21 protein-coding genes are annotated in these 21,043 nt (G+C 30.4%); 18 read left to right on the forward strand and 3 right to left on the reverse strand.

Translation table 11 applies throughout. The features are described from left to right. Positions 1-243 precede the first annotated feature (243 nt). The 10 genes from JE46_RS20910 (at position 244) to JE46_RS20970 (ending at position 7,635) form a co-directional block, all read left to right on the forward strand. Positions 244-783: an SMI1/KNR4 family protein gene (locus JE46_RS20910; RefSeq protein ID WP_031457239.1), complete on the forward strand. Its 540-nt coding sequence runs from the start codon at positions 244-246 to the stop codon at positions 781-783. A 1,113-nt stretch (positions 784-1,896) separates the two neighbouring features. Continuing rightward, positions 1,897-2,889 carry a hypothetical protein gene (locus JE46_RS20930; RefSeq protein WP_031457242.1) on the forward strand — a complete coding sequence of 331 codons (993 nt, stop codon included), beginning with the start codon at positions 1,897-1,899 and terminating at the stop codon, positions 2,887-2,889. A 78-nt stretch (positions 2,890-2,967) separates the two neighbouring features. Beyond that, entirely contained in the window at positions 2,968-3,216 is a 249-nt protein-coding gene (locus JE46_RS20935) for a hypothetical protein (RefSeq protein ID WP_236010836.1), read from the forward strand. Positions 3,217-3,464: 248 nt separating this feature from the next. Beyond that, positions 3,465-4,070, forward strand: a complete 606-nt coding sequence (locus JE46_RS20940) for a hypothetical protein (RefSeq protein ID WP_031457243.1) — start codon at positions 3,465-3,467, stop codon at positions 4,068-4,070. 31 nt (positions 4,071-4,101) lie between these two features. Continuing rightward, a complete protein-coding gene (locus JE46_RS20945; RefSeq protein WP_031457244.1) occupies positions 4,102-4,590 on the forward strand; it encodes a hypothetical protein in 489 nt (162 codons plus the stop codon). 270 nt (positions 4,591-4,860) lie between these two features. Beyond that, on the forward strand, positions 4,861-5,451 hold the full coding sequence (locus JE46_RS20950; RefSeq protein WP_031457245.1) for a Crp/Fnr family transcriptional regulator: 591 nt from the start codon (positions 4,861-4,863) through the stop codon (positions 5,449-5,451). Positions 5,452-5,663: 212 nt separating this feature from the next. Continuing rightward, positions 5,664-6,053, forward strand: coding sequence for a hypothetical protein (locus JE46_RS20955; RefSeq protein ID WP_157505965.1), 390 nt, complete (start codon positions 5,664-5,666; stop codon positions 6,051-6,053). Positions 6,054-6,090: 37 nt separating this feature from the next. After that, entirely contained in the window at positions 6,091-6,537 is a 447-nt protein-coding gene (locus JE46_RS20960; protein WP_031457247.1) for a DUF1569 domain-containing protein, read from the forward strand. Between the two features lie 88 nt (positions 6,538-6,625). Further along, the gene (locus tag JE46_RS20965) at positions 6,626-7,189 is read left to right on the forward strand and encodes a hypothetical protein (RefSeq protein WP_031457248.1); all 564 of its coding nucleotides are present in this window, start codon (positions 6,626-6,628) and stop codon (positions 7,187-7,189) included. Between the two features lie 83 nt (positions 7,190-7,272). Continuing rightward, the gene (locus tag JE46_RS20970; protein WP_031457249.1) at positions 7,273-7,635 is read left to right on the forward strand and encodes a hypothetical protein; all 363 of its coding nucleotides are present in this window, start codon (positions 7,273-7,275) and stop codon (positions 7,633-7,635) included. A gap of 491 nt (positions 7,636-8,126) precedes the next feature. Here the strand turns inward: JE46_RS20970 and JE46_RS24135 are convergent, their stop codons facing one another. Next, positions 8,127-8,294, reverse strand: a complete 168-nt coding sequence (locus tag JE46_RS24135) for a hypothetical protein (RefSeq protein ID WP_157505966.1) — start codon at positions 8,292-8,294, stop codon at positions 8,127-8,129. Positions 8,295-8,409: 115 nt separating this feature from the next. Between JE46_RS24135 and JE46_RS20975 the strand changes: the two genes are divergently transcribed. The 8 genes from JE46_RS20975 to JE46_RS21010 all read left to right on the forward strand — a co-directional run bounded on the left by JE46_RS20975 (position 8,410) and on the right by JE46_RS21010 (position 15,776). Next, the gene (locus JE46_RS20975; protein ID WP_031457250.1) at positions 8,410-9,351 is read left to right on the forward strand and encodes a hypothetical protein; all 942 of its coding nucleotides are present in this window, start codon (positions 8,410-8,412) and stop codon (positions 9,349-9,351) included. A gap of 235 nt (positions 9,352-9,586) precedes the next feature. Further along, on the forward strand, positions 9,587-10,453 hold the full coding sequence (locus tag JE46_RS20980; RefSeq protein WP_083480919.1) for an alpha/beta hydrolase: 867 nt from the start codon (positions 9,587-9,589) through the stop codon (positions 10,451-10,453). A gap of 145 nt (positions 10,454-10,598) precedes the next feature. Beyond that, the gene (locus JE46_RS20985) at positions 10,599-11,885 is read left to right on the forward strand and encodes a retropepsin-like aspartic protease (RefSeq protein WP_167343456.1); all 1,287 of its coding nucleotides are present in this window, start codon (positions 10,599-10,601) and stop codon (positions 11,883-11,885) included. A 93-nt stretch (positions 11,886-11,978) separates the two neighbouring features. Then, a complete protein-coding gene (locus JE46_RS20990) occupies positions 11,979-12,443 on the forward strand; it encodes a WG repeat-containing protein (protein ID WP_031457253.1) in 465 nt (154 codons plus the stop codon). Continuing rightward, on the forward strand, positions 12,424-12,840 hold the full coding sequence (locus JE46_RS20995; RefSeq protein ID WP_031457254.1) for a WG repeat-containing protein: 417 nt from the start codon (positions 12,424-12,426) through the stop codon (positions 12,838-12,840). The genes JE46_RS20990 and JE46_RS20995 overlap by 20 nt, the downstream gene beginning before the upstream one ends. A gap of 2 nt (positions 12,841-12,842) precedes the next feature. Further along, entirely contained in the window at positions 12,843-13,442 is a 600-nt protein-coding gene (locus tag JE46_RS21000) for a hypothetical protein (protein ID WP_031457255.1), read from the forward strand. Between the two features lie 204 nt (positions 13,443-13,646). Then, entirely contained in the window at positions 13,647-14,663 is a 1,017-nt protein-coding gene (locus JE46_RS21005; protein ID WP_031457256.1) for an STM3941 family protein, read from the forward strand. Positions 14,664-14,855: 192 nt separating this feature from the next. Further along, positions 14,856-15,776 carry a hypothetical protein gene (locus JE46_RS21010; protein WP_031457257.1) on the forward strand — a complete coding sequence of 307 codons (921 nt, stop codon included), beginning with the start codon at positions 14,856-14,858 and terminating at the stop codon, positions 15,774-15,776. A gap of 337 nt (positions 15,777-16,113) precedes the next feature. Here the strand turns inward: JE46_RS21010 and uvrA are convergent, their stop codons facing one another. Both uvrA and JE46_RS21020 read right to left on the reverse strand, forming a co-directional pair. Beyond that, positions 16,114-18,945 carry an excinuclease ABC subunit UvrA gene (uvrA, locus tag JE46_RS21015; RefSeq protein WP_031457258.1) on the reverse strand — a complete coding sequence of 944 codons (2,832 nt, stop codon included), beginning with the start codon at positions 18,943-18,945 and terminating at the stop codon, positions 16,114-16,116. A 245-nt stretch (positions 18,946-19,190) separates the two neighbouring features. Next, positions 19,191-20,975 (reverse strand): chloride channel protein, encoded by a 1,785-nt coding sequence (locus JE46_RS21020; RefSeq protein ID WP_031457259.1) that lies wholly within the window; start codon positions 20,973-20,975, stop codon positions 19,191-19,193. Between the last annotated feature and the right edge of the window lie 68 nt (positions 20,976-21,043).

Genomic DNA, 21,043 nt, shown 5'->3' on the forward strand with positions numbered 1-21,043 from the left:
TTTTTGGCGTAAATTCTTTTCTTCCTTGCATGTTTAAATTTACATAAAAGCACGCTTTTTAATGTTTCCTTTTTGTTATATTTGAGCAGTTGTGCAACAAGCACACACGCTACAAGCAATTTGGGCAATTGGCTTAATTTGAAATTGGTTTTGTATTTGGAAGATTTGGCTTATCCGAATAATGGGCTTAATTTAGTCCCAAACCCGTTTTAGTACCAGAACGTGGCCAGTAATTCAAAAAAAATGATAAATAAAATTTTAGAAACATTAAAAGGAGATAATGATAATAAGTTCTTTGATGGAGTTTCTGAGGCTGAAATAAATGATTTTGAATCTAAGATAAATGTGAAATTACCAGATCTACTTAAAAAGCTATATCTAGAAATAAATGGAGGGTATGACGGTAGTCTTTTAGAGTTTTACTCTCTTGAAAAAGTTAAAAACATAGATAATTTTGATTTCGGCTACTTTGCTGAAAATAAATCAGGAAAAAACATTATTTGGAGCCTCAATGAAAATGATGTTAAAAAATGCTTTATAAAAAACTATAAATTTTATTATTCATTTATGAATTATAATTTTGGAGGTGCATATTGGTTCATCAATTTAAATAAATATGATAAAAAATATGGAGAGATATTATTACTCTATAATCATCTAAATGAATACTATAAATGTCAATCGAATATAGATAATTTTTTCAAATTGTATACTGATTATGGATCAATAGAAATATTACTTGACTCTGAAATTGAAATAAAAAAATACCTGAAAGAAAAATAAGTCGACAGTATAAAACCTAAAAATATTGTTGTACAATTCTCTCTACTTTATGGAAAAAATGAGAATTTAAAAGTAGTAGTACAGTAGAAAAGAGGGTACAGAAAGCACCAGAATGTTGACGGATATTTTACTGCAAAATCAAGAATAACTCTATGAAAAAGAATATTATAATTACATTATTATTTATAAGTCAATATTCAAATGCCCAATTCGAAGGTAATTGGTTTACTTTTAGAATCGAAGATATATCTTTCAATACTATAACTAAAGACAAATTGATAACTGGGAGAATTGGTAATTACAATTCTAACAAAGAATACATTGCTAGAGTTGATACTTTGAAAATCACAAAGCACATTGTGAAAAATGACTCCATCTTATACATAATAACAAATCCAGAGACTAATAATTCGGAAAAAAATCAAATACATAAATTTGTTTACCATAAAAAGTCTTACTCTTTCTACGTTTTTTTTTGATACTTTAAAGAAATTTCAGGAATTACAATCTAATACAGAAAATTTGGAAATTAAAGATATTGAGAAATTTATAAGTGAAGACAATTCAAATATCAGTTATCTAACTTATTATCGAAAAGAAACAATCGATACTTATATATGTTATCCGAAGTTAATTGAGCAACCAACAGATAAAATTATAAAATTATACGAGAATCTCAGTTTGGTTTATATAGCACTACATTCAAAAACTGAATAAGAAATGTTTCCATATTTTCTTCTAAAAGGAATGTCGAAAAGTGTTATTCAAGTTCCTGCATATTTAGAATTAAAAATCAATCCATTGGTAAGCGCGGAAAATTACGATGAAATTCTAATTCGTGAGAAATTTATAAATAATAAAAGTGTAATTGATGCATTAGAGAAGTTTCAAAGCTCAATGAGATAAAAAAAACATCCGCTAACAGCTCTAACGGATTTGGGCAATAGGTATAATGAAAAGTTGGTTTTGTATTTGGGATGATTTGCTTCGCCTGTTCGCTATCGCTCGGGTGGCAAATTCGAGAATAGGGCTTAATTTAGTCCCAAACCCGCGGTAATAACAGAACGTTATATACCATTTTAGAATGACACAACAACACGATAAACAGACAATATGATACAAAAAACATTACTACTAATTTTGACAGTTTTGACACTACAAAGCTGTAACCTTGGAACTTCAGGAACTTGGAATAATGACAACATTGACAAGGACAAAAGGGAACAAATAAAAGTTTTAAACGATAAGTTATTTAAGGCAATTATAAGAAATGACGTGACTGGTATCAAAGCTTTAATGTCAGACAAGCTACTTGAAAAAGGTGCTTCTGATTTGGACAAACTAATAAATCAAGTCAGCACTTCTTTTAAATCTGACAGTTACAGAATTCTTGATGAATACAATGTTCATAATTCAACTACGGGTATTGGTAACACTTTGCCATCAGGAGTTTCTGGCGACAGTGATTATGTTGTAAACTATCAAGCATTGAACAAGGAAATGTATGTTTCATTGTTATTGCCAACAGGACTTGACAACGAATTACTAATTACAGCTATTTATGGAAATTATGACAATCAATGGAAATTAAATATTCTGCAATTTGGACAATATAGTTTATTCAAAAAGACTGCTCCTGACTATTACAAATTAGCAAAGGAAAGTTACGACAAATCATACTTAATTGATGCTGTAAATTATATGGGTTTATCCAAACAATGCTTAAGACCTGCCAATGATTTTTTTCAGTATCAAAAAGAAAAAGATATTAATGAATTCTATGAAAAAGTAATGAAAGAAGTTAATTCCAAGTTTACATTTCCATTAACACTTGACAATGTTGATACCAAACCGAAAGTGTTTAGAATATTCCCTGAAATGACTAATGAAGGTTTTTTTCCAATGGTTTATTATTTGTCTGACATCAATCTTAAAGACACAACAGCATTAAAAATTGAAAATGAAAAAGTAAAAAAAGAGGTGGGACGGCTATTTACAGGTATAGATAAGGACAAGAAATTTGTTTTCTATTGGGCATTTAACGAAATACCAGACGGTAAAAAATTAGTAGAACATTATGGGTTTATTGATAAACGGACAGAATAGAAAACGGTATAAAACAGCACCTACAAGAAATAGGTCGTTCAGTCGTTAAATAAAGTATTGTGCTTTGTATCAAATTCAGTGGTAGCAGACAGTTTAGTGCTTCGAAATGGCCAACTTCTTGTAGCTGCAAAACGTTATGTAAGATTCAAAAAAATGCATAATGATTTGAAAAGTTACCATTTTACAATCGAAACTTTATCTGAAATGCAAGCTGAAAAGTATTATGATTTACTTTTGGCATCATGTGATGATTTAGCAAGTAATCAAGAACTTGGTAGAAACTATGCTATAGTAACGAAAGGAATATTAGGTTTTAAATCAGGGTAACATATTATCTTCTACTCAATTATATCAAAGAACGAAATAGAAATCGCAAGAATTCTTCATGGAATGATGGATTTAAAAAGCAAATTATAAGGAACCTCGCATAACAGCTACAGCGGATTTGATCAATTGGCTTAATGGAAAGTTGGTTTTTTATTTGAGATGATTTGGCAAATCAGATAATAGGGCTTAATTTAGTCTCGAACCTGCTTTAGTACCAGAACGCTACCAGCTATTTTAGAGCATCGTTTATGAAAGAAAATTGGCTTTTTATTAAAACTCCAGATTATTACGGAAAATCGGAAGTTATTCAGATTGATGAAGATATCATTGATTATTTTTTCGTTGAAAAAATGGATGAAATCTGTCTAATAAAAAATGAAATCAGAAATGAAAAGCTCAGTGAAACGGAACATAAATTTATAAATCAAAATCGAATTAGATTTTTCAGAAAAGGAAAAATCTACAAAGTTTTAAGCGATGAAAAGTCTGTAAATGAAGATTGTACATTCGAAAATGATTACGAAAAACTAATCGCTACTGAAACTGAATTAACTGAAACTGAAATTCAGAATTTAAAGTTTGAGTTTAATTGGAATGGAGAAAAAAAGAATCTTAGGTTCAATGAGGTTTTGGACTCACCAGTTATACAAGAGATAAACAAACGTTTGAATAAAGAAGGAAGTAGAATTGTACTTGAAAAATTAAATGAAACGCTATTTGTTTCACTTTATATAGACAATTATCTGGATAAACTAATCCCAATAAAATATGTAGACAAACAAAAGATGATTTTATATGGTTTTCCAAAAGAACCTTATGAAATTAATTGCCAAATAATCCCAAACCCACTTTAATCCCAGAACTTTATACTTAATTTAAGTGACGATGACAAGAGTTAAACATATTAATCCTATAATAACGAAGATTTGCTTAATAATTCTTGTTTTGTCAATAGCATCATGTGACAATTCTGTTCAAAGACCTAATGAATTAGAATATTTAATAGGGACTTGGGTTTTGGACAGTGCTACTTACCCCAGAGGAAATGATTACCAAAAAGTGGAAGCATGTGACTATTTAACTTTTCTCAAAGACTCTGCTTACACTTTCAAAACAAATTGTGGTTGCATTCATTTAGACTTTAAAGGAAAATATTTTTTATTGAATAATCCTAAACGCGGACTTAAGACTATAACATTAGTACCTGATATTGAAATTTACGAGGGTGATACTATTAGAATTGGCTATGATAACTTTGACATAGTAAAAATTAGTAACCGGCGACTTCAGATTGTTCGAGAGACTGAATTTTTCGATAGAAACGACTTGCATTTACGATTTAACAAAAATGAAATTTATAAAAAGATAAAATAAACTGATTATAACAGCTACAACGGATTTGGACAATTGGCTTAATGGTAAAATGGTTTTGTATTTGGGATGATTTGATTTGCCTGTTCGCTATGACTCGGGTGGAAATCTAAATATAGGCTTAATTTAGTCCCAAACCCGCTGTACTACCAGAACGTTGGCGGTCATTGCTGAGCGGCGCAGGCTGTAACAAAGTTGATACTTATTCGTCTAATACAGTTGTCGCCTTCTAGAAAAATTTTAGTGTGTAAGATTAATCTAAAACAGCCATAAATGGAAAAATTAGAATATTTTGAAATATTTTTCAATGAAGTAAATAAAGTTAATACTATTAACGATCATGATAAGCAACTTTGTTATGAATATTTCAAAGTTGAAAAATATGCTAAAAACACAATAATTGAAAAAGCAGGAGAAATTCATCTTTTTCAAAATTTTATTGTTTCTGGTTATTTAAGAAAATTTATTTCAAATGAAGAAGGTATTCAAATAACAACTGATCTTAATACCGAACCTAGTTTTTTTTCTTGCCACTCATCACTAATGGAGAGAAAAATTTCTAATGAAAATTTAGAAACGATAACCGACTGTGTTTTACTTCGTGTTAAAAGAGACGACATAGATATATTATTTCAGCATGGTAAAACAATTCACCAATATACTATTTTGCTTTTTCAAAAAATCATAGAAAAGCAAGGCCAAAAGTCTTATGATTTGGCTAATTTATCTGCAAAAGAGAGGTATGCTAAATTTGTTAAAAAACATCCAAAGCTTATTCAAAATGTGCCTTTACAATATATAGCTACTTTTTTAGGCATTACTCCACAAAGTTTAAGCAGAATCAGAAATGAGATTAATTTATAACAAATCGTAGTTTGTTATAATTCATTTTGACTGTATTTCTTACCATTTGGTAAGTAGAAACAAATCACTATATTTTATTTTTGCTTAATGAAGTAAAAATCACTACGCTTTTATATTTTCCTAATGCTATTTAAAAAGTTTTACTTGGGATTTGGTTAATAGTTAAGGGGTTTAATTATTGTCATCTAAAAATTAAAAATTAAATGTATTTTATGAAAAATTTCAACTTAAATTCACTTTGTAAACTATTGTTACTAACTTTTGGATTATTTATTAGTTCGTGCAGTAAAGAAGATAGTTCTCCGATTGCATCTGGTTATCCTAAAAATGTAACAATTGTTTATAAAGTAATAAGTACCAGTGTAGCATCTGCTTCTATCACATATAAAAACGAAACAGCAGGAATGACAACACTTGCCGATGTAACATTGCCATTTACAAAATCTTTTGTTAGAACGGTAAACAAGAACGATGATGCTTCACTTGGTTTTTCTTTAAATCAGGCCGGTCCAATAAAATTAGAAATTTTGGTAGATGGTTCAAGTGTAAAAACACAAGATTTTAATACAGGAACTGGAGCTATGGTTTATCTTTTTCAATAGTTAGGCTACTGCTAAATCAGAAAATAGTAAATAGAAAATGAAATCAATATTTAGTGATTCAACAAGAGACGAATTGATAAATAGAATTAATTCATTGAATGAAGGTTCAATTGCTAAATGGGGAAAAATGAATGTTTTTCAGATGATAAAGCATTGCATCTTGTGTGAAGAAATGTATTTAGGAAAAACTAAATATAAACGTAATTTATTGGGATTTTTATTTGGTAAAATTGCATTAAATAAGTTAATGAAAAATGAAGCTCCGAAAAAGCAAAATTCACCAACAAAATCTAACTTTAAGAATTTGGAACTGACAGGCAATTTTGATGTTGAAAAATCAAAATGGATAAAACTTGTTCAAGAATATGGAACTTACAATGAAAAAGAATTTATTCATTGGTTTTATGGAAAAATGACCAAATTCCAGATAGGAATATCAGCATACAAACACATTGACCATCATCTTAGACAATTTAACGCCTAACCTAAATTGACTTTGTAACAGGAAATATATTCAGTTGACTTATTTTATTATAAAGACAATTGTTGATTTTACTTAATTAAAGATAGTTATGACAAAAAAAATATTTACCAAAATAGTTGTATTTTTTACACTATTTGTAATAATTGGAATTTTAGGATTGACACTTTGGGATTATTTTCATGATGGTGTACCAGGACATAACCTCTTAAAAAGAAAAGACTTGCCAAAAATTTCAAATTGGTGGGGATTACTATCAATCCCATTAGTAACCTATATTTCATTGAAAAGAATTGAAAAACGGGTAAACTTCAAAACAGATTTTACTAATCAAATATTTTTTAAAAAATATATTGTGCCATTTTTAATTGCTCTTATTTATGGTGTTTTTATAGTTGTATTTTCTTCAACAGGAAATTCTAAAATATCCTATTCAATGTTTTTAATTCTATTTATGATAGCATTATTTGTACCTATATATAAATCAGAATATTTTTTAGGGTTTGTACTTGCACTTACTTACACTTTTGGTGGAGCTTTGCCTGTAATCATTGCACTTGTTTTATCAACTGTCTTTTATCTTTTGTTCAATTACATAAGACCGATTTTCCTATTTATTGGAAGTAAAATTGGAGTTAAAAAAAAAGCTAAATAATTTAATGAGAAGTAACGATTAAAATTATTAAAAACAATATTAATGACCAAAAGTCATATTAATTAGTATTTAAAACAAATAAAATGAAAAAACACACATTCCTTTTTCTCTTATTTTTTGCCATTAACTCCATTTCGACTTATAGCCAGTCTGGCTCTAGTAAAAATACCAGTATACCTGAAAACACTAAATATATTTATTGCGAACTGGTGCAGCAGGATGTATATTGGGCTGGTGGAGGACGAACAACCACATTTTTAAATTTTGGCTCTAATTCAAAATATCAAAACCAGACGGAAGAAAGTGATTTTATAAAATTACAAAAAGACGGAATGGACGCTTTAAACTATATGACCCAAAATAGTTGGGAAATAGTTTTTAAAAACAGTAGAGAAGCTGGGTCTGCAACTATAGAAACCATTTATTTATTACGAAAAAAAACTTAAATTTAATTATATGATTTTTAGAGAAGCGACAGTTGATGATATTGACAACTATATGATTGTTAGATAGCTGTTAAAGAAAATGTTTTAAATAATCGCATTAGTTTCCAGAGACGACAATGTGGACTATTTAACAAAATATGGTAGAGGTTGGTATGCATAATAGAAAATAAAATTGTCGGATTAACACAAAGAAATGTTTGGACTCTTTTTGTACATCCAGAATTTGAAGGTAAAGGAAATTGAAAAAAAACTTCACGATGTAATGATTGATTGGTATTTTGAACAAACTAAAGAAAAAATTTGGTTAGGAAGTGAATAAAATACAAAAGCAGAAGCATTTTATAAAAAAGATGGTTGGACAACTGTTGGAATACATGGAGACGACGAAACTAAATTTGAAATGACATTCGAAGATTTGGGAAAAATTGCAACGATCCGCTAGCTGGCGTTTAATCGTACCAAAGATCTTCAGAAATACTTTAGTATGATAACTAGGGCGGCCCTTCCGATTCGATTGAATTGGATCTAAAACCGAGTTTTTCCGAATCTAAAAATGTTACAAAAGCATCTACAAAACGAACCTGATTATCGGCAGAAATAGCGTCTTCTAAACTAGAAATGCACATTTGTTGGCGGGAAATTCTTTGTATATGTTGCATTACTAAAAATACGAAAATTCCTGTTTTTAAACAATACTTTTCTATATTTGTTGCTAATCAAACGAAGGTTTTTTCACAGACTGACGTTAGGGAGCATTAAAAAAGAACAGCACCAATGGTAAAATACTGCTTGATTTTTGAATTTTTGATTTATTCATTAAGTTCGTTTGGACAAGATTATGAATTTAAAGAGCCTAAAAACTTTAAAATTGAATATGGGTTACTTGATTCATATTCCAAAAATTCTAGAAAACTTGGCGACACAATTTCTGTATCGTATTTTGATAATGTAGGAAACAGGATTAAAACAATTCATAAATCAGGAGGTCGAATAGAATCGATTTCTAGTTTTAAATATGACAATTCTGGAAATAAAATTGAATATAAGGATTACGGAAGACAAATATATTATACAGTTACTGATTCCAAAACGGGAAAATATATTGAAAGATGTAAATGGGATAGTACAGAAGTTGTGATGATTAAAAAGTATCAATACCAAAATGGATTACTTAAAAGATCTGATGATTATTCTTCTGGCACAAAACTTACATATTCAATTCTTTATGATTACGATTTACAAAAAAGAGTTATTAAAGAACGAAGTATGTCTTATCCGGATGATAATATTCTGGCTTATTTTAAACCCAATTCGACTGACATTGATTCCAATCACCAAAAGCCGATTAAAATGGAGACTTATACCAAATTATGTTCTTATACTAAAAATTTAAGAATATGCACATATTCTGACTCATCTGGTATTAAAACTAGAGATACCACAATATTTCGAAATGGATTAATTGCAAAATCAATTGCGTATAATTTAAAAGGTAGATCCCTGAAACAAGAGTTATATAAATATAATAGTAGCAAACAATTGATTGAATATTCTGTAAATGATACAGGTATTGGATTCTACGGAGAAGAATTTGATATGATTATCGCAAACAGATTCAAATATGAATATGACAATGATGGATTCTTAATTTGCGAATACCATTATGACAAGGACAAATTATTACAGAAATACTATTACAAAAGAATTAAAAAATAAACGCTCGCTAGATGCTACAACGGATTTGGGCAATAGGCTTAATGGAAAGTTGGTTTTGTATTTGGGATGATTTGCTTCGGCTGTTCGCCCCTAAGTGACAAATCCGAAAATAGGGTTTAATTTAATACCAGACCCTTTGTATTATCAGAACGAACGTTAACGGCCATTAGCCAGAGACTAAAAAAAGTAAATCATTTTGATCTACTACTAACTTTAAAATTATCAATATTTAGCTATGTCAAATACTCTTTATTGTATAAAATATCTTATACTTTTCTTGCTTTTATCATTGCAATCAAAAGGGCAAAATGTAGAATTGTTTAATCACATATCTAATGAAGTAATCACAATACCCTCCAAAGTACTAAATGAGGAACGTCAAATTTACATTCATGTTCCAAAACGGGAATCCGCAAGCCCTAACAAGACTTTTCCCGTGTTGTATTTATTAGATGGGGAAAATCATTTTCATATACTTTCTGCATACATTGACTACTTAAGCTATTATGAGATAATTCCTCCAATTATAGTAGTAGGTATTATTAGTAAAGACCGTAGAAAAGACCTTACACCTACCAAAAGTACAATTGATTATTTTGGAAAAATCGACTCTACCTATAAAACAAGTGGTGGCAATGAACATTTTTTTCAATTTATGCAATCAGAGTTAATACCCTACATTGAAACAAATTATAAAGCTGGATCATACAAAATATTTGCCGGGCATTCTTTTGGTGGCATTACAACTATAAATTGTATGTTTACACACCCTGATATGTTTAATGCCTATATAGCCATAAGTCCTTCGCTTTGGTGGGATAATAAATATATATTAAAACTTGCAGAAAACAAATTGACAAAATCAGCTTATCTTGATAAAATTATTTTTTACAGTACAGGAAACGAAGGTATTAATGAACAGAATTCATTTCATACTGATGTATTGAAATTTGATAGTTTGATTGTAAATAGAACACCGAAAGGGCTTTTATATAAGTACAAATGCTACCCGGAAGAAAGCCACATGAGTGAACCAATAGTTGCTTATTATGACGCATTGCGATTTATTTATCAGGACTGGAAACCTCCCTTGAAAAAATAATAGTGAAGATTATCACTGAAAACAGCCGCTAAAAAAATGTAAAGAATTTTCTTTGGGCTTGTCTGTTTTTAAATTAAGGAAAAAACAAACACATTACATTAAAACGTACTAGCATTTTATGACGAAATTCACAATTAAAGATATTATGAAAAAAAATCAAATTCTCGTTATTTTAACCCTTATTGCAACATTTGTTAGTTGTACAAAAAAAACAACTAACAGAATTGTTGAAGACAAATTAAATTTCTTGCTTGAACAGAAAAATTATTTTCAATTACAAGATGAACTTTTCAAAAATTTGGATGAGTTGAGTGATGACCGAATTTTGTATTATAATGTATTCATAAATAAAGCATTTGGACAATGGGAAAAATCCAATCAGGAAATTGAAATTCTTTTAGACAAACACCAACAAGCTTTAAACGACACCTTAACCGTTAAGTTACTCGATGTTCAGGCATCCAATTACCTGTTTTTATATGAATACAAAAAGGCAACGAAAATTTACAACGATATTTTGACTACTTATAAAAAGGTTTTGGACAGTGCTGATTTAGAAAATTATAAAAACACAAAAAATTTGTTTGGGACATTTTCGGATGTAAATCAGCAGAAAATGCACAAAGCCAAAGATGTAACTTTAAAATCGTATAGAAACAAATTCAATCACCTTATGATACCGGTAAAGGTGGATACTTTCAACGAAGATTTTATTTTTGACACTGGAGCAAATTTGAGTACAATATCTGAAAGCCAGGCAAAGAAAATGAAGCTTAAATTGTTTGAACAAATTGTAGATATTGGTTCATCAACTCAGAAAGATGTTCGGTCTAAATTGGCATTAGCTGACAGTCTGTATGTAGGAGATATACTTTTTGAAAATGTGTTGTTTATTGTTATGCCTGATAGCCAATTAACATTTCCTCAAATAAATTATGCCATAAAAGGAATAATTGGTTTTCCGGTAATTAACCAATTGGGCGAAGTTCACTTACATAAAGACGGTAAGATATTTATTCCGGGAGTCGCTTCAAAAAAAACTGAACAAAATATGTTTTTTGAAGGGTTAAATCCAGTAGTTAGGTTTTTCTCTAAAAGTGACACTTTATTATTCACATTTGACACTGGTGCCAAGAATACAGAATTATCCTTTAAATACTATAAGGATCATAAATTGGATGTTGAAAAAAAAGGAATTATGCAAACAAATCAAAGGGGTGGTGCTGGCGGCAAGGTAGAAGTTAAAGAATATATGCTTTCAAACTTCCCAATTCAAATTGGACAACATAAAACAAGTTTAGATAAAATTCCTGTTACGTTGGAAGAGTACGATTTTAATAAATACTTTGACGGGAATTTAGGACAAGATGTTTTTTTAAAGTTTAATACGTTGATTATCAATTTTAAAAATATGAATATAGACTTTAAATAAATAATGAATGTACAAAACGGTTGCTAGCAATGTAGCAAGAAATGTCTAAATATCATCTTAAATTAAATTTCTACTTTTATTTTATACAAACCAATGAAATTACAATTAATATTTTTCTTTTTAATTTTCCAGTATTTGGCAAATGCTCAAAATGATCCGGAACTGTTTCCTAAAAAGGACAGAATAGCTGGAGGACTTGGCTATTTTCTTGAAGACGGAACAAATGTAGTAAAAGGTCAGTTTTGCTCAGCATCTTATAACATTGACGGCTATTATATGGTTTCCATTGCAGAACACGAAATTAGCGAGAATGGATATAAAAATGAAAATCATATACCTGGAACTGAAAAATATGGACTTCTTAATAGCAAAGGAAAATTTGTTGTCAATTTTGAAGAAAATTACAGTTCAATTGATGTATCAAATGGTATTATAGTGGTTCAAAAAAATAATTTGTACGGAGTTGTTAATGAAAAAAAAGAAATAGTAATTCCAATTGAATATGATGAATTAGACATTCAAAATCAAGAAATATTTATTGCTAAAAAAAAACAATAAAACGGCTGTAATAAATTATGAAAACAAAATTATAGTTCCTTTCATCTATGATGAGATATTTAGTTTTGTAGAAAACAAAACAACACATAATTTCTTTGTAATTGTTAAGAAAGCAGATGAAATGGGAGTTATAGACAGAAACAATAAAATAATTATTCCGTTTTCAAAACAAAATTTACAATTTATAACAGAAAAATTAATATGTATAAAAAAAGGAGGAAAATATAGTTTAGTTGATTTTAATCTAAAACCAATTATAGCAAAAGATTTTAAAACGATGTCCAAGGAAAATATACATAATAGTGAAATTTACGCTGAGGATGAAAATTACAGCTATTATTTTACAAATAATGGAAAGGTTATGAAGAAAGAAAAAATATCAAAAATGAAATATTAAAAATGAAGAAATTAATTTTTTTATTATTGATTTGTGTTACTTCGTTTTCACAAAGTAAAAATGAAAAAGATACTTTTACTTTTTTGGTAACAAAAGTCATTGGAGATTTAAACAAAGATAATTTAGATGATAAAGTAATAGTTACTCAAGATACTATTAATCAGGAATCCCCATATAAACTTCAAATATTTTTTGCTCAGCCAAACAGACAATTTAAGTTAATTGCTGCTTCAACTAAGATAATCGCACCGCAATATCCAAACGGAAGAGATGGATATCGAACAGGAGATGGATTTTTAGATGCTACAATTAATAAAGGAATAGTTAGTGTAAATTTTGGTTTATTAAGAGGGCACTTTGAACATAAATTCAGGTTTCAGAACGGAAATTTTGAATTAATAGGTTTCTCTTACATATCATCGGATGGGCACGGAACAATTTACACTACTGACTTTAATCTTTCAACAGGAATAAGACTTGAGAAAACAGAAAGTTATGGGGAAGAAGAGGACAGGGTTTTGAGTAATACAAAAAAGAAAATACTCATAAGGCCTTTGCCAAAAATCCAGGATGTTGAACCATTTGAAAACGAATTATACTAAAAAAAGCAAATGTCTAACAGTTGGAATAATGAATTTGAGTAATGGATTTAATTGAAAGATAATTTATATTTGGATAATTTACTTCGCATGCTCGTTATCGTTTGGGTAGTAAATCCGAAGAATGGGCTTGATTTAGTATGAAACCAGTTGTAGTTCCGGAACTTTTGGAGCAGTATTTCGGCAACTAAAAAAACACCTAAAAAAATGACTGAAATAAAATTATATAAATCAAGCTGGAAAGGAGCTAGACTTATAGCATTGTCTTTGCCTTTTGTTATAATTGGTACTTGGATGATTTTGGAAGAACAAATAGGAACATTTGACTATATTATGGGATGGCTTTGTGTTTCGTTTTTTGGTTTAGGGATTTCATTAGGATTTTTTGTTTTATTTGATAAAAGACCACAAATAATAATTAATGAAAATGGAATTTCAGATAGAACTTTAAAACAAGGAGAGATAAAATGGGAACAAATTATTGAAACTTATCTTATTGATATTCATAATCAAAAATTTATTTCAATAGTTGTTTGCGAAACATTTGAGTTTAAGAAAAAACAATATAAATGGGCTGAAAAATTAAATGAATTTGTTGGTACTCAAAAATTAAATCTAAACTTAAGTCAAATAAAAATTGATGAAATTGAACTTACCGAATTATTAAATAAAATTATAAATTCAGAAAAAAAAGAAAGACAAAATCATATCAGGGTATTTTCATCAAACCAAAAAATAATTCCAAATTTTGAACTTCAAAATTATTTAATTTATTTCATCATTTTAATTGTTTTGGTTTTTGCATCATTAAGCAATTTCAAAGCTTTTATGACTATAATAATTTTAACGGGAATAGCTGCTATAATTGCACGATGGTATCAAGGAAAAAATAATAAATCAATTCTATATAAATATGCCCGAATAATGACTTTTTTAGGCTTTATCAATATAGTTGTACTATTACTTGTGTTTAAAAGTTATGATTTTATTTCTGATAAAATTGGAATTGAAATACACAACGAAATAGAAATATATAAAAGCAAATTTGGAAATTATCCAAATGACATTAAAAATATTTGTGAAAAACTAAATTTAAATCCAATTCAAAACTATATTGTTGACAAAATAGAATACGAAAAGAACGGAGATGAATATAAATTGAAATTAGAAACTTTAAATCATAATCAAAAAGAATTTGATGCTGAATTAAATGAGTGGAATTAATGCTGCTACTAACTGCTACAAGGGATTTGGGCAATTGCCTAAATGGAAAGTTGGATTTATATATGATTTGGCAAATCCGAAAAAAGGGTTTAATTTAGTCCCAAATCGCTTAAATTGGGTTAGGATTTAGTTCCTAACGAGGATTAATTTAAGAGTCCATAAATTAATGAATTAGAATAAATAGGTAATATAATGAATATTGATAATTCACAATTAACAAGATATGAAGACAACAATAATGTGTGGTTGTCTAAAAATAACAATCAGGAATTTAATTTTATTGATTACGGCATAGTACCCACAGTTCTTAGCAGTGAAGCTGAAGTTGGCCGGGCAATGTTAAATGAGCTTTACAGCACTGCAGCATCAAAAGAAGGTGATATTAATATTGCACTACTGGGTGGGAGAGGTGCTCAGGAGTTACACCGTCTGCTTGGTGCACTAGCAAAATCAACAGAACAGGATCAGCTGCTTGCCAGACTAAATGTTTTTACTCAGGATGCACTTGCTCCTTTGAGCATGAATAATGGTTTTAGTTTTGTCAGGGATTTTGAGCGTATTTTAGGTGATGACTTTTTCAAAAAAATAAAAAGCTTTACACCAATGCGAACAGATACAGAAGATTTAGAGTTAGCGCTTATAACGTATTTGACTAAATTGGAAGATTTAGGCGGTTTGGATATTTTTTTTATTGGTCATGGTCCGGAAGAGAATCAGGCATCACACCTTGCCTATATAAAACCTTTCTCTGGAGCACAGCCTCATCATTTCGTGGGTATAATTCCAATATCCGGAAGTATTTTGAAGCACCACATTAGCAAGTTTAAAGCTGGTGGAAGCCTTGTAAATGAAAGTGATGAAAAAGAATGTCGATCTGCTGAATATATTCTCACATTAGGTCCAGCAGCGATATTACAAGCCAAAAAGATTGTTCAGTCTGTAGTAGATGCCGATTCTGCTCCTGCTAAAATTCAAACTTATGCAAACGTGCTTAATACAGACCTGAGTTCAGATAAAGAGGAAGCATTACTGCAATTAAATGAAAATCCTGGGTTATGGATAAGGTTACATCCTAATACTAAGTCTTTTGTGTTGCCTAATTTAGGTCTGTAATTTAGAAGAAAGCTAATCTAATTTCGTCCCCATCTGGGAAGTTGTTAATAGATACTTTAGAGAAATTAAAATATTCTGAATAAAAAAACTAACGTTTAACAGCGGTTCAAACAATTATGATTTTTGGCCAAAAATGTTGTTTGTTTTGTATTTTATAAGCCTAATCGTAAATTATTAGTTGTAGAGAAATTTATCCTAATTGCGCAAAAAGTAGGAGGTAAATTCGAATAATAAAATTAATATTCTAAATCATGTCAAAGCAATTCAAATTTTATTATTGTAAATATAAATGAACGAAGCTGTACAGTTTTAAGACAGCTTCGTTATAGTATATACTTTAAACCAACTCTTTTTTCAAAAACTTAGCCGTATAGCTTTTTTTGTTCTGAGCGATTTCTTCAGGAGTTCCTTTGGCAACCAATTGTCCGCCGCCTTTTCCGCCTTCAGGACCAATATCAATAATATAATCGGCTAGTTTGATGACATCCATGTTATGTTCGATTATCAGAATTGTATTTCCTTTGTCAACAAGTTTATTAATCACATCCATTAAAACACGAATATCTTCAAAGTGCAATCCAGTTGTAGGTTCGTCTAAGATATAAAACGTGTTTCCGGTATCTTTTTTAGACAATTCTCCGGCTAGTTTAATACGCTGTGCTTCACCACCAGAAAGTGTTGTACTTTGCTGACCAAGTGTAATATAACCTAAACCAACATCCTGAATCGTTTTGACCTTGCGATAAATCTTCGGAATGTTTTCAAAAAACGGAACTGCTTCATCAACCGTCATATTTAATACATCCGAAATTGATTTTCCTTTGTACCGAATCTCTAAAGTTTCTCTGTTAAAACGTTTTCCCTGACAGGTTTCACATTCTACATAAACATCCGGTAGAAAGTTCATTTCAATTGTTCGTACACCAGAGCCTTCACAGGTTTCACAGCGCCCGCCTTTTACATTGAAACTAAAACGTCCTGCTTTATAACCACGAATCATACTTTCGGAAGTCATTGTAAACAGATTTCTGATTTCGGTAAAAACTTCAGTATAAGTTGCCGGATTTGAACGCGGTGTTCTTCCAATCGGACTTTGGTCAATATCAATTACTTTGTCGATATGTTCTAATCCTTCTATTTTTTTATAAGGTTGTGGTTTTTTTACACCGTTAAAATAATAAGCATTTAGAATCGGGTAGAGGGTTTCGTTAATTAAAGTCGATTTACCACTTCCCGAAACTCCGGTTACACAAATTAATTGACCTAAAGGTATTTCGATAGAAACATTTTTAAGATTATTTCCGGTTGCTCCGGTTAGTTTCAAAAACTTTCCATTTCCTTTTCTTCGTTCTTTAGGAATCTCAAGTTTCATCTTACCGTTCAGATATTGAGCAGTAATCGTATTCGATTTCAAAGTTTCAGCAGGGGTACCAATACTGATAATTTCTCCTCCATATTTTCCTGCTTTCGGACCAATATCAATTACATAATCGGCGGTTTCGATCATGTCTTTATCGTGTTCTACCACAATTACCGAATTACCGATATCGCGTAATTGCTCCAGTGATTTAATCAACTTTTCATTATCTCTTTGGTGTAAACCAATACTTGGCTCATCCAAAATATACAAAACACCAACCAATTGCGAACCAATTTGTGTTGCCAGACGAATGCGTTGTGCTTCTCCACCAGAAAGTGATTTTGAGCTTCGGCTTAAAGCCAGATAATTCAAACCTACATTCATCAAAAAGTTCAAACGGTCTTTGATTTCTTTTACCACTTCAGATGCAATCAAAAGCTGTTTGTCTGATAGATTAGTATTCAAATCCTGAAACCAGGCCGTTAAATCAGATATGTCCATATCACACAATTCAGTGATATTTTTTCCATTTACCCTAAAAAACTGAGCCTCTTTTTTTAATCGTGAACCATCACAAACAGGGCAGTTTACTTCGTCCATGAAATCTTTTGCCCAGCGTTTTATCGTTGTAGAGGTACTTTCGTCATATTGATTTTTTATGAAATGAGAAATTCCTTCAAAATCAATTTTATAATCTCGAGTAACACCCAAATCTTTTGAGTTTACGATGAATTTATCTTTTCCGCCATGCAAAATCATAGTCATGGCTTCTTCCGGAATTTTCTCGATTGGATCTGTTATTTTAAAACCGAACTTCTCACCAATAACTTCTAATTGCTTAAAAATCCAGGATGATTTATATTCACCAAGTGGAGCAAAACCGCCACTTTTAATTGATAATTTCGGATTAGGGATAATCTTTTTAATGTTGATTTCATGAACTGTTCCTAATCCGTTACAATGCGGGCAAGCACCTTTAGGCGAGTTAAATGAAAATAAATTCGGTTCAGGATTTTGATAAGATATTCCTGTTGAAGGACACATCAAATTCCTGCTGAAATAACGTACTTCATTAGAGTCCTGATCCAAAATCATCAATACATTTTCACCGTGATGCATGGCTGTATTGATGCTTTCAGATAAACGCTTTTGATTATCCTCAGTATTTTCAATCAACATTCTGTCAACTACAATTTCAATATCGTGGGTTTTATAACGATCTAGTTTCATTCCGGATACCAAATCCTGAATTTCACCATTTACACGAACTTTTAGAAAGCCTTGTTTGGTGATTTGCTGGAATAACTCGGCATAATGTCCTTTTCTGGCACGAATGATTGGAGCGAGAATATTAATACGTTTTCCGCTAAAATCCTGCATAATCAAATCCTTAATTTGTTCATCAGAATAACAAACCATTTTTTCGCCTGTGTTGTAACTGTAAGCATCAGCACCTCGGGCATATAAAAGTCTAAGAAAATCATATATTTCAGTAATAGTTCCAACAGTCGAACGCGGACTTTTACTGGTTGTTTTTTGTTCTATAGCAATAACTGGTGAAAGCCCATCAATTTTATCTACATCAGGTCGCTCTAAACCACCAAGGAATTGTCTGGCATACGCCGAAAAAGTTTCTACATAACGGCGTTGTCCTTCGGCATAAATAGTATCAAATGCCAAAGATGATTTTCCCGAACCAGAAAGCCCTGTAATTACAACAAGTTTTTCTCTGGGAATTGAAATGTCTATATTTTTTAGATTATGAACTCTTGCACCAAGAACTTCAATAGTATTGTCTTTATCTAGCATAAATTCGAGCAAAACGCAAAGTTACCACTTTGATTTGTTCTTTTGTAGATAGAGTATAGAAGTTTATGTTAAAAATTGTAACAAAAAAACGCCAGTTTTAGCTAGCGTTTTCTTTTTCTGACATATATTCTTCGATAGCTTCCTTTAGTTGTATACCGGTTTCTACCTTCTTTATAAGCATCTATATTACACAACAAATGTACTTCTTAATATCGGATAAAAAAAATAAGTATATCCGATACTACTTATTCAATTGTCATAGACCGAAGTTTTGTTCTATAGGCTTCAAGTGCTATAGATTTAGAAATAAAGCCGTAGTATTTATTATTTCGTATTACAGGAAGAAATGCGGATTTGGATTTTTCAAATTTGCTCATTACAATTTCCATACTGTCAAACGAATAAATGATAGCAAAAGGTGTTTTCATTACATCTTTTATTTGAGTGTATTTTACCCTGTAAGAGTTAAATATAATCTCTCGGATATCATTAAAATGTACAATACCAACGAGATCTTTTTCATTATTTACAACAGCAAAAACAACCTGATTGGAATGTGAGATAAGATCAACCAGCTTACTTAAGTTGTCATCAGGGTGAACGGTTAAATAATCGCACTGAATAATCGTTTCAATATCTAAAGTTGAAAGAATATTAGAGTCTTTATTACTTGTAAAAGCGTGACCTTTTTTGGCAAGATTTTTTACATCAAGGGAATATCTTTCAAAACGTTTCGAAATCGCGAAACTTATAGAAGAGACAATCATAAGGGGAATCATTAAACTGTAGCCTCCGGTTATTTCTGCAATAAGGAAAATAGCTGTAAGAGGCGCATGAAATAAGCCACTCAAAATACCTGCCATACCAACCATAGTGAAATTAGTAATTGGTAATTTTGATAGGCCGATAAGGGTAATAAATTTTGAAAAGAAATAACCCAAATAAGAACCTAAAAATAAAGAAGGAGCAAAATTTCCACCATTTCCGCCACTCCCTATTGTAAGGCCCGAAGCAAACACTTTGATCATCATCGTGCATCCTACAAAAAATAGCAAAATCCATTGGTTATTTCTAAAGTCAGCAAACAATGTATTGTCTAATAGTTTTCCAGGATCAGTTTCAGATAATGTTTTAATGCTTTCATAACCTTCTCCAAAAAGAGTTGGAAAAACAAAAATCAGCAGAGCTAAAAGCGATGAACCAAATAAAGCCTTTTTGTAAGGGTTTGTTTTTAATTTTGAAAAATAATGCTCGACCCTTTGAAAATTTCGTGCGTAATAAACTGCCATGAAACCTGTCAATATACCTAATAGTACATAAAAAGGAATGTTATGATAATTAAAGGCTTCTTGTTTTTTAAAAGACAACAAAATAGTTTCGTCTAATACAATGGCAGAAACCAAAGCACCAGTAGCCGCAGAAATCATAATAGGAGTGAAGGCAGAAATACTTACATCAACCAGTAAAACTTCAATAGCAAAAAGAACACCGGCAATAGGAGCGTTAAAAGCGGCTCCAATTCCTGCTGCTACCCCACAGCCAATAAGTAAAGTTCTGTCTTTATAAGGTAATTTATAGTTTTGTGCAAAATTTGAACCAAACGCGGCTCCTGTGATTACAATTGGACTTTCAAGACCGGCAGAACCTCCTAAACCAACAGTTAATGAGCTTGTAACGATTTGAGCATACATTTGTTTTTTAGGAATGATACTCGCTTTTTTGGCAACTGCATATAATATTTGAGAAGTTCCTTTTTCGATACTTCCGTTTAATATTCTATTTACAACAAAAACAGTAAGTACAATTCCGATAATTGGAAAAATACTGGGGATGAAACTCAGTTTTAAAATTCCGTTGATATATGTAGCAAAAGAAAAAACGCTATGAGCAAAAGTTTTTAAAACAATTACTGCCAATGAACAAGATATACCTATTAAAACACTTGATAAAAAAATAAACTGCTTTGGAGTCATTAAGGATTGCGCCAAAGCAATAATACTTTCTAATTTTCTAAAATATTTTTTTAGCATTCTGTTTGTGAAAAGTTAAGGATGTTACAAATTTAACTCTTAACATTCAAATTTGTATAATTTTAAGT

Origin of the sequence: Flavobacterium chungangense LMG 26729 (assembly GCF_000735715.2) — a bacterium.
Lineage (GTDB): Bacteria > Bacteroidota > Bacteroidia > Flavobacteriales > Flavobacteriaceae > Flavobacterium > Flavobacterium chungangense.

Coding starts and splice junctions, on each gene's coding strand:
- JE46_RS20910 (WP_031457239.1), top strand. CDS start 244: ATGATAAATAAAATTTTAGAAACATTAAAAGGAGATAATGATAATAAG.
- JE46_RS20930 (WP_031457242.1), top strand. CDS start 1,897: ATGATACAAAAAACATTACTACTAATTTTGACAGTTTTGACACTACAA.
- JE46_RS20940 (WP_031457243.1), top strand. CDS start 3,465: ATGAAAGAAAATTGGCTTTTTATTAAAACTCCAGATTATTACGGAAAA.
- JE46_RS20945 (WP_031457244.1), top strand. CDS start 4,102: ATGACAAGAGTTAAACATATTAATCCTATAATAACGAAGATTTGCTTA.
- JE46_RS20950 (WP_031457245.1), top strand. CDS start 4,861: ATGGAAAAATTAGAATATTTTGAAATATTTTTCAATGAAGTAAATAAA.
- JE46_RS20955 (WP_157505965.1), top strand. CDS start 5,664: ATGAAAAATTTCAACTTAAATTCACTTTGTAAACTATTGTTACTAACT.
- JE46_RS20960 (WP_031457247.1), top strand. CDS start 6,091: ATGAAATCAATATTTAGTGATTCAACAAGAGACGAATTGATAAATAGA.
- JE46_RS20965 (WP_031457248.1), top strand. CDS start 6,626: ATGACAAAAAAAATATTTACCAAAATAGTTGTATTTTTTACACTATTT.
- JE46_RS20970 (WP_031457249.1), top strand. CDS start 7,273: ATGAAAAAACACACATTCCTTTTTCTCTTATTTTTTGCCATTAACTCC.
- JE46_RS24135 (WP_157505966.1), bottom strand. CDS start 8,294: ATGCAACATATACAAAGAATTTCCCGCCAACAAATGTGCATTTCTAGT.
- JE46_RS20975 (WP_031457250.1), top strand. CDS start 8,410: ATGGTAAAATACTGCTTGATTTTTGAATTTTTGATTTATTCATTAAGT.
- JE46_RS20980 (WP_083480919.1), top strand. CDS start 9,587: ATGTCAAATACTCTTTATTGTATAAAATATCTTATACTTTTCTTGCTT.
- JE46_RS20985 (WP_167343456.1), top strand. CDS start 10,599: ATGAAAAAAAATCAAATTCTCGTTATTTTAACCCTTATTGCAACATTT.
- JE46_RS20990 (WP_031457253.1), top strand. CDS start 11,979: ATGAAATTACAATTAATATTTTTCTTTTTAATTTTCCAGTATTTGGCA.
- JE46_RS21000 (WP_031457255.1), top strand. CDS start 12,843: ATGAAGAAATTAATTTTTTTATTATTGATTTGTGTTACTTCGTTTTCA.
- JE46_RS21005 (WP_031457256.1), top strand. CDS start 13,647: ATGACTGAAATAAAATTATATAAATCAAGCTGGAAAGGAGCTAGACTT.
- JE46_RS21010 (WP_031457257.1), top strand. CDS start 14,856: ATGAATATTGATAATTCACAATTAACAAGATATGAAGACAACAATAAT.
- uvrA (WP_031457258.1), bottom strand. CDS start 18,945: ATGCTAGATAAAGACAATACTATTGAAGTTCTTGGTGCAAGAGTTCAT.
- JE46_RS21020 (WP_031457259.1), bottom strand. CDS start 20,975: ATGCTAAAAAAATATTTTAGAAAATTAGAAAGTATTATTGCTTTGGCG.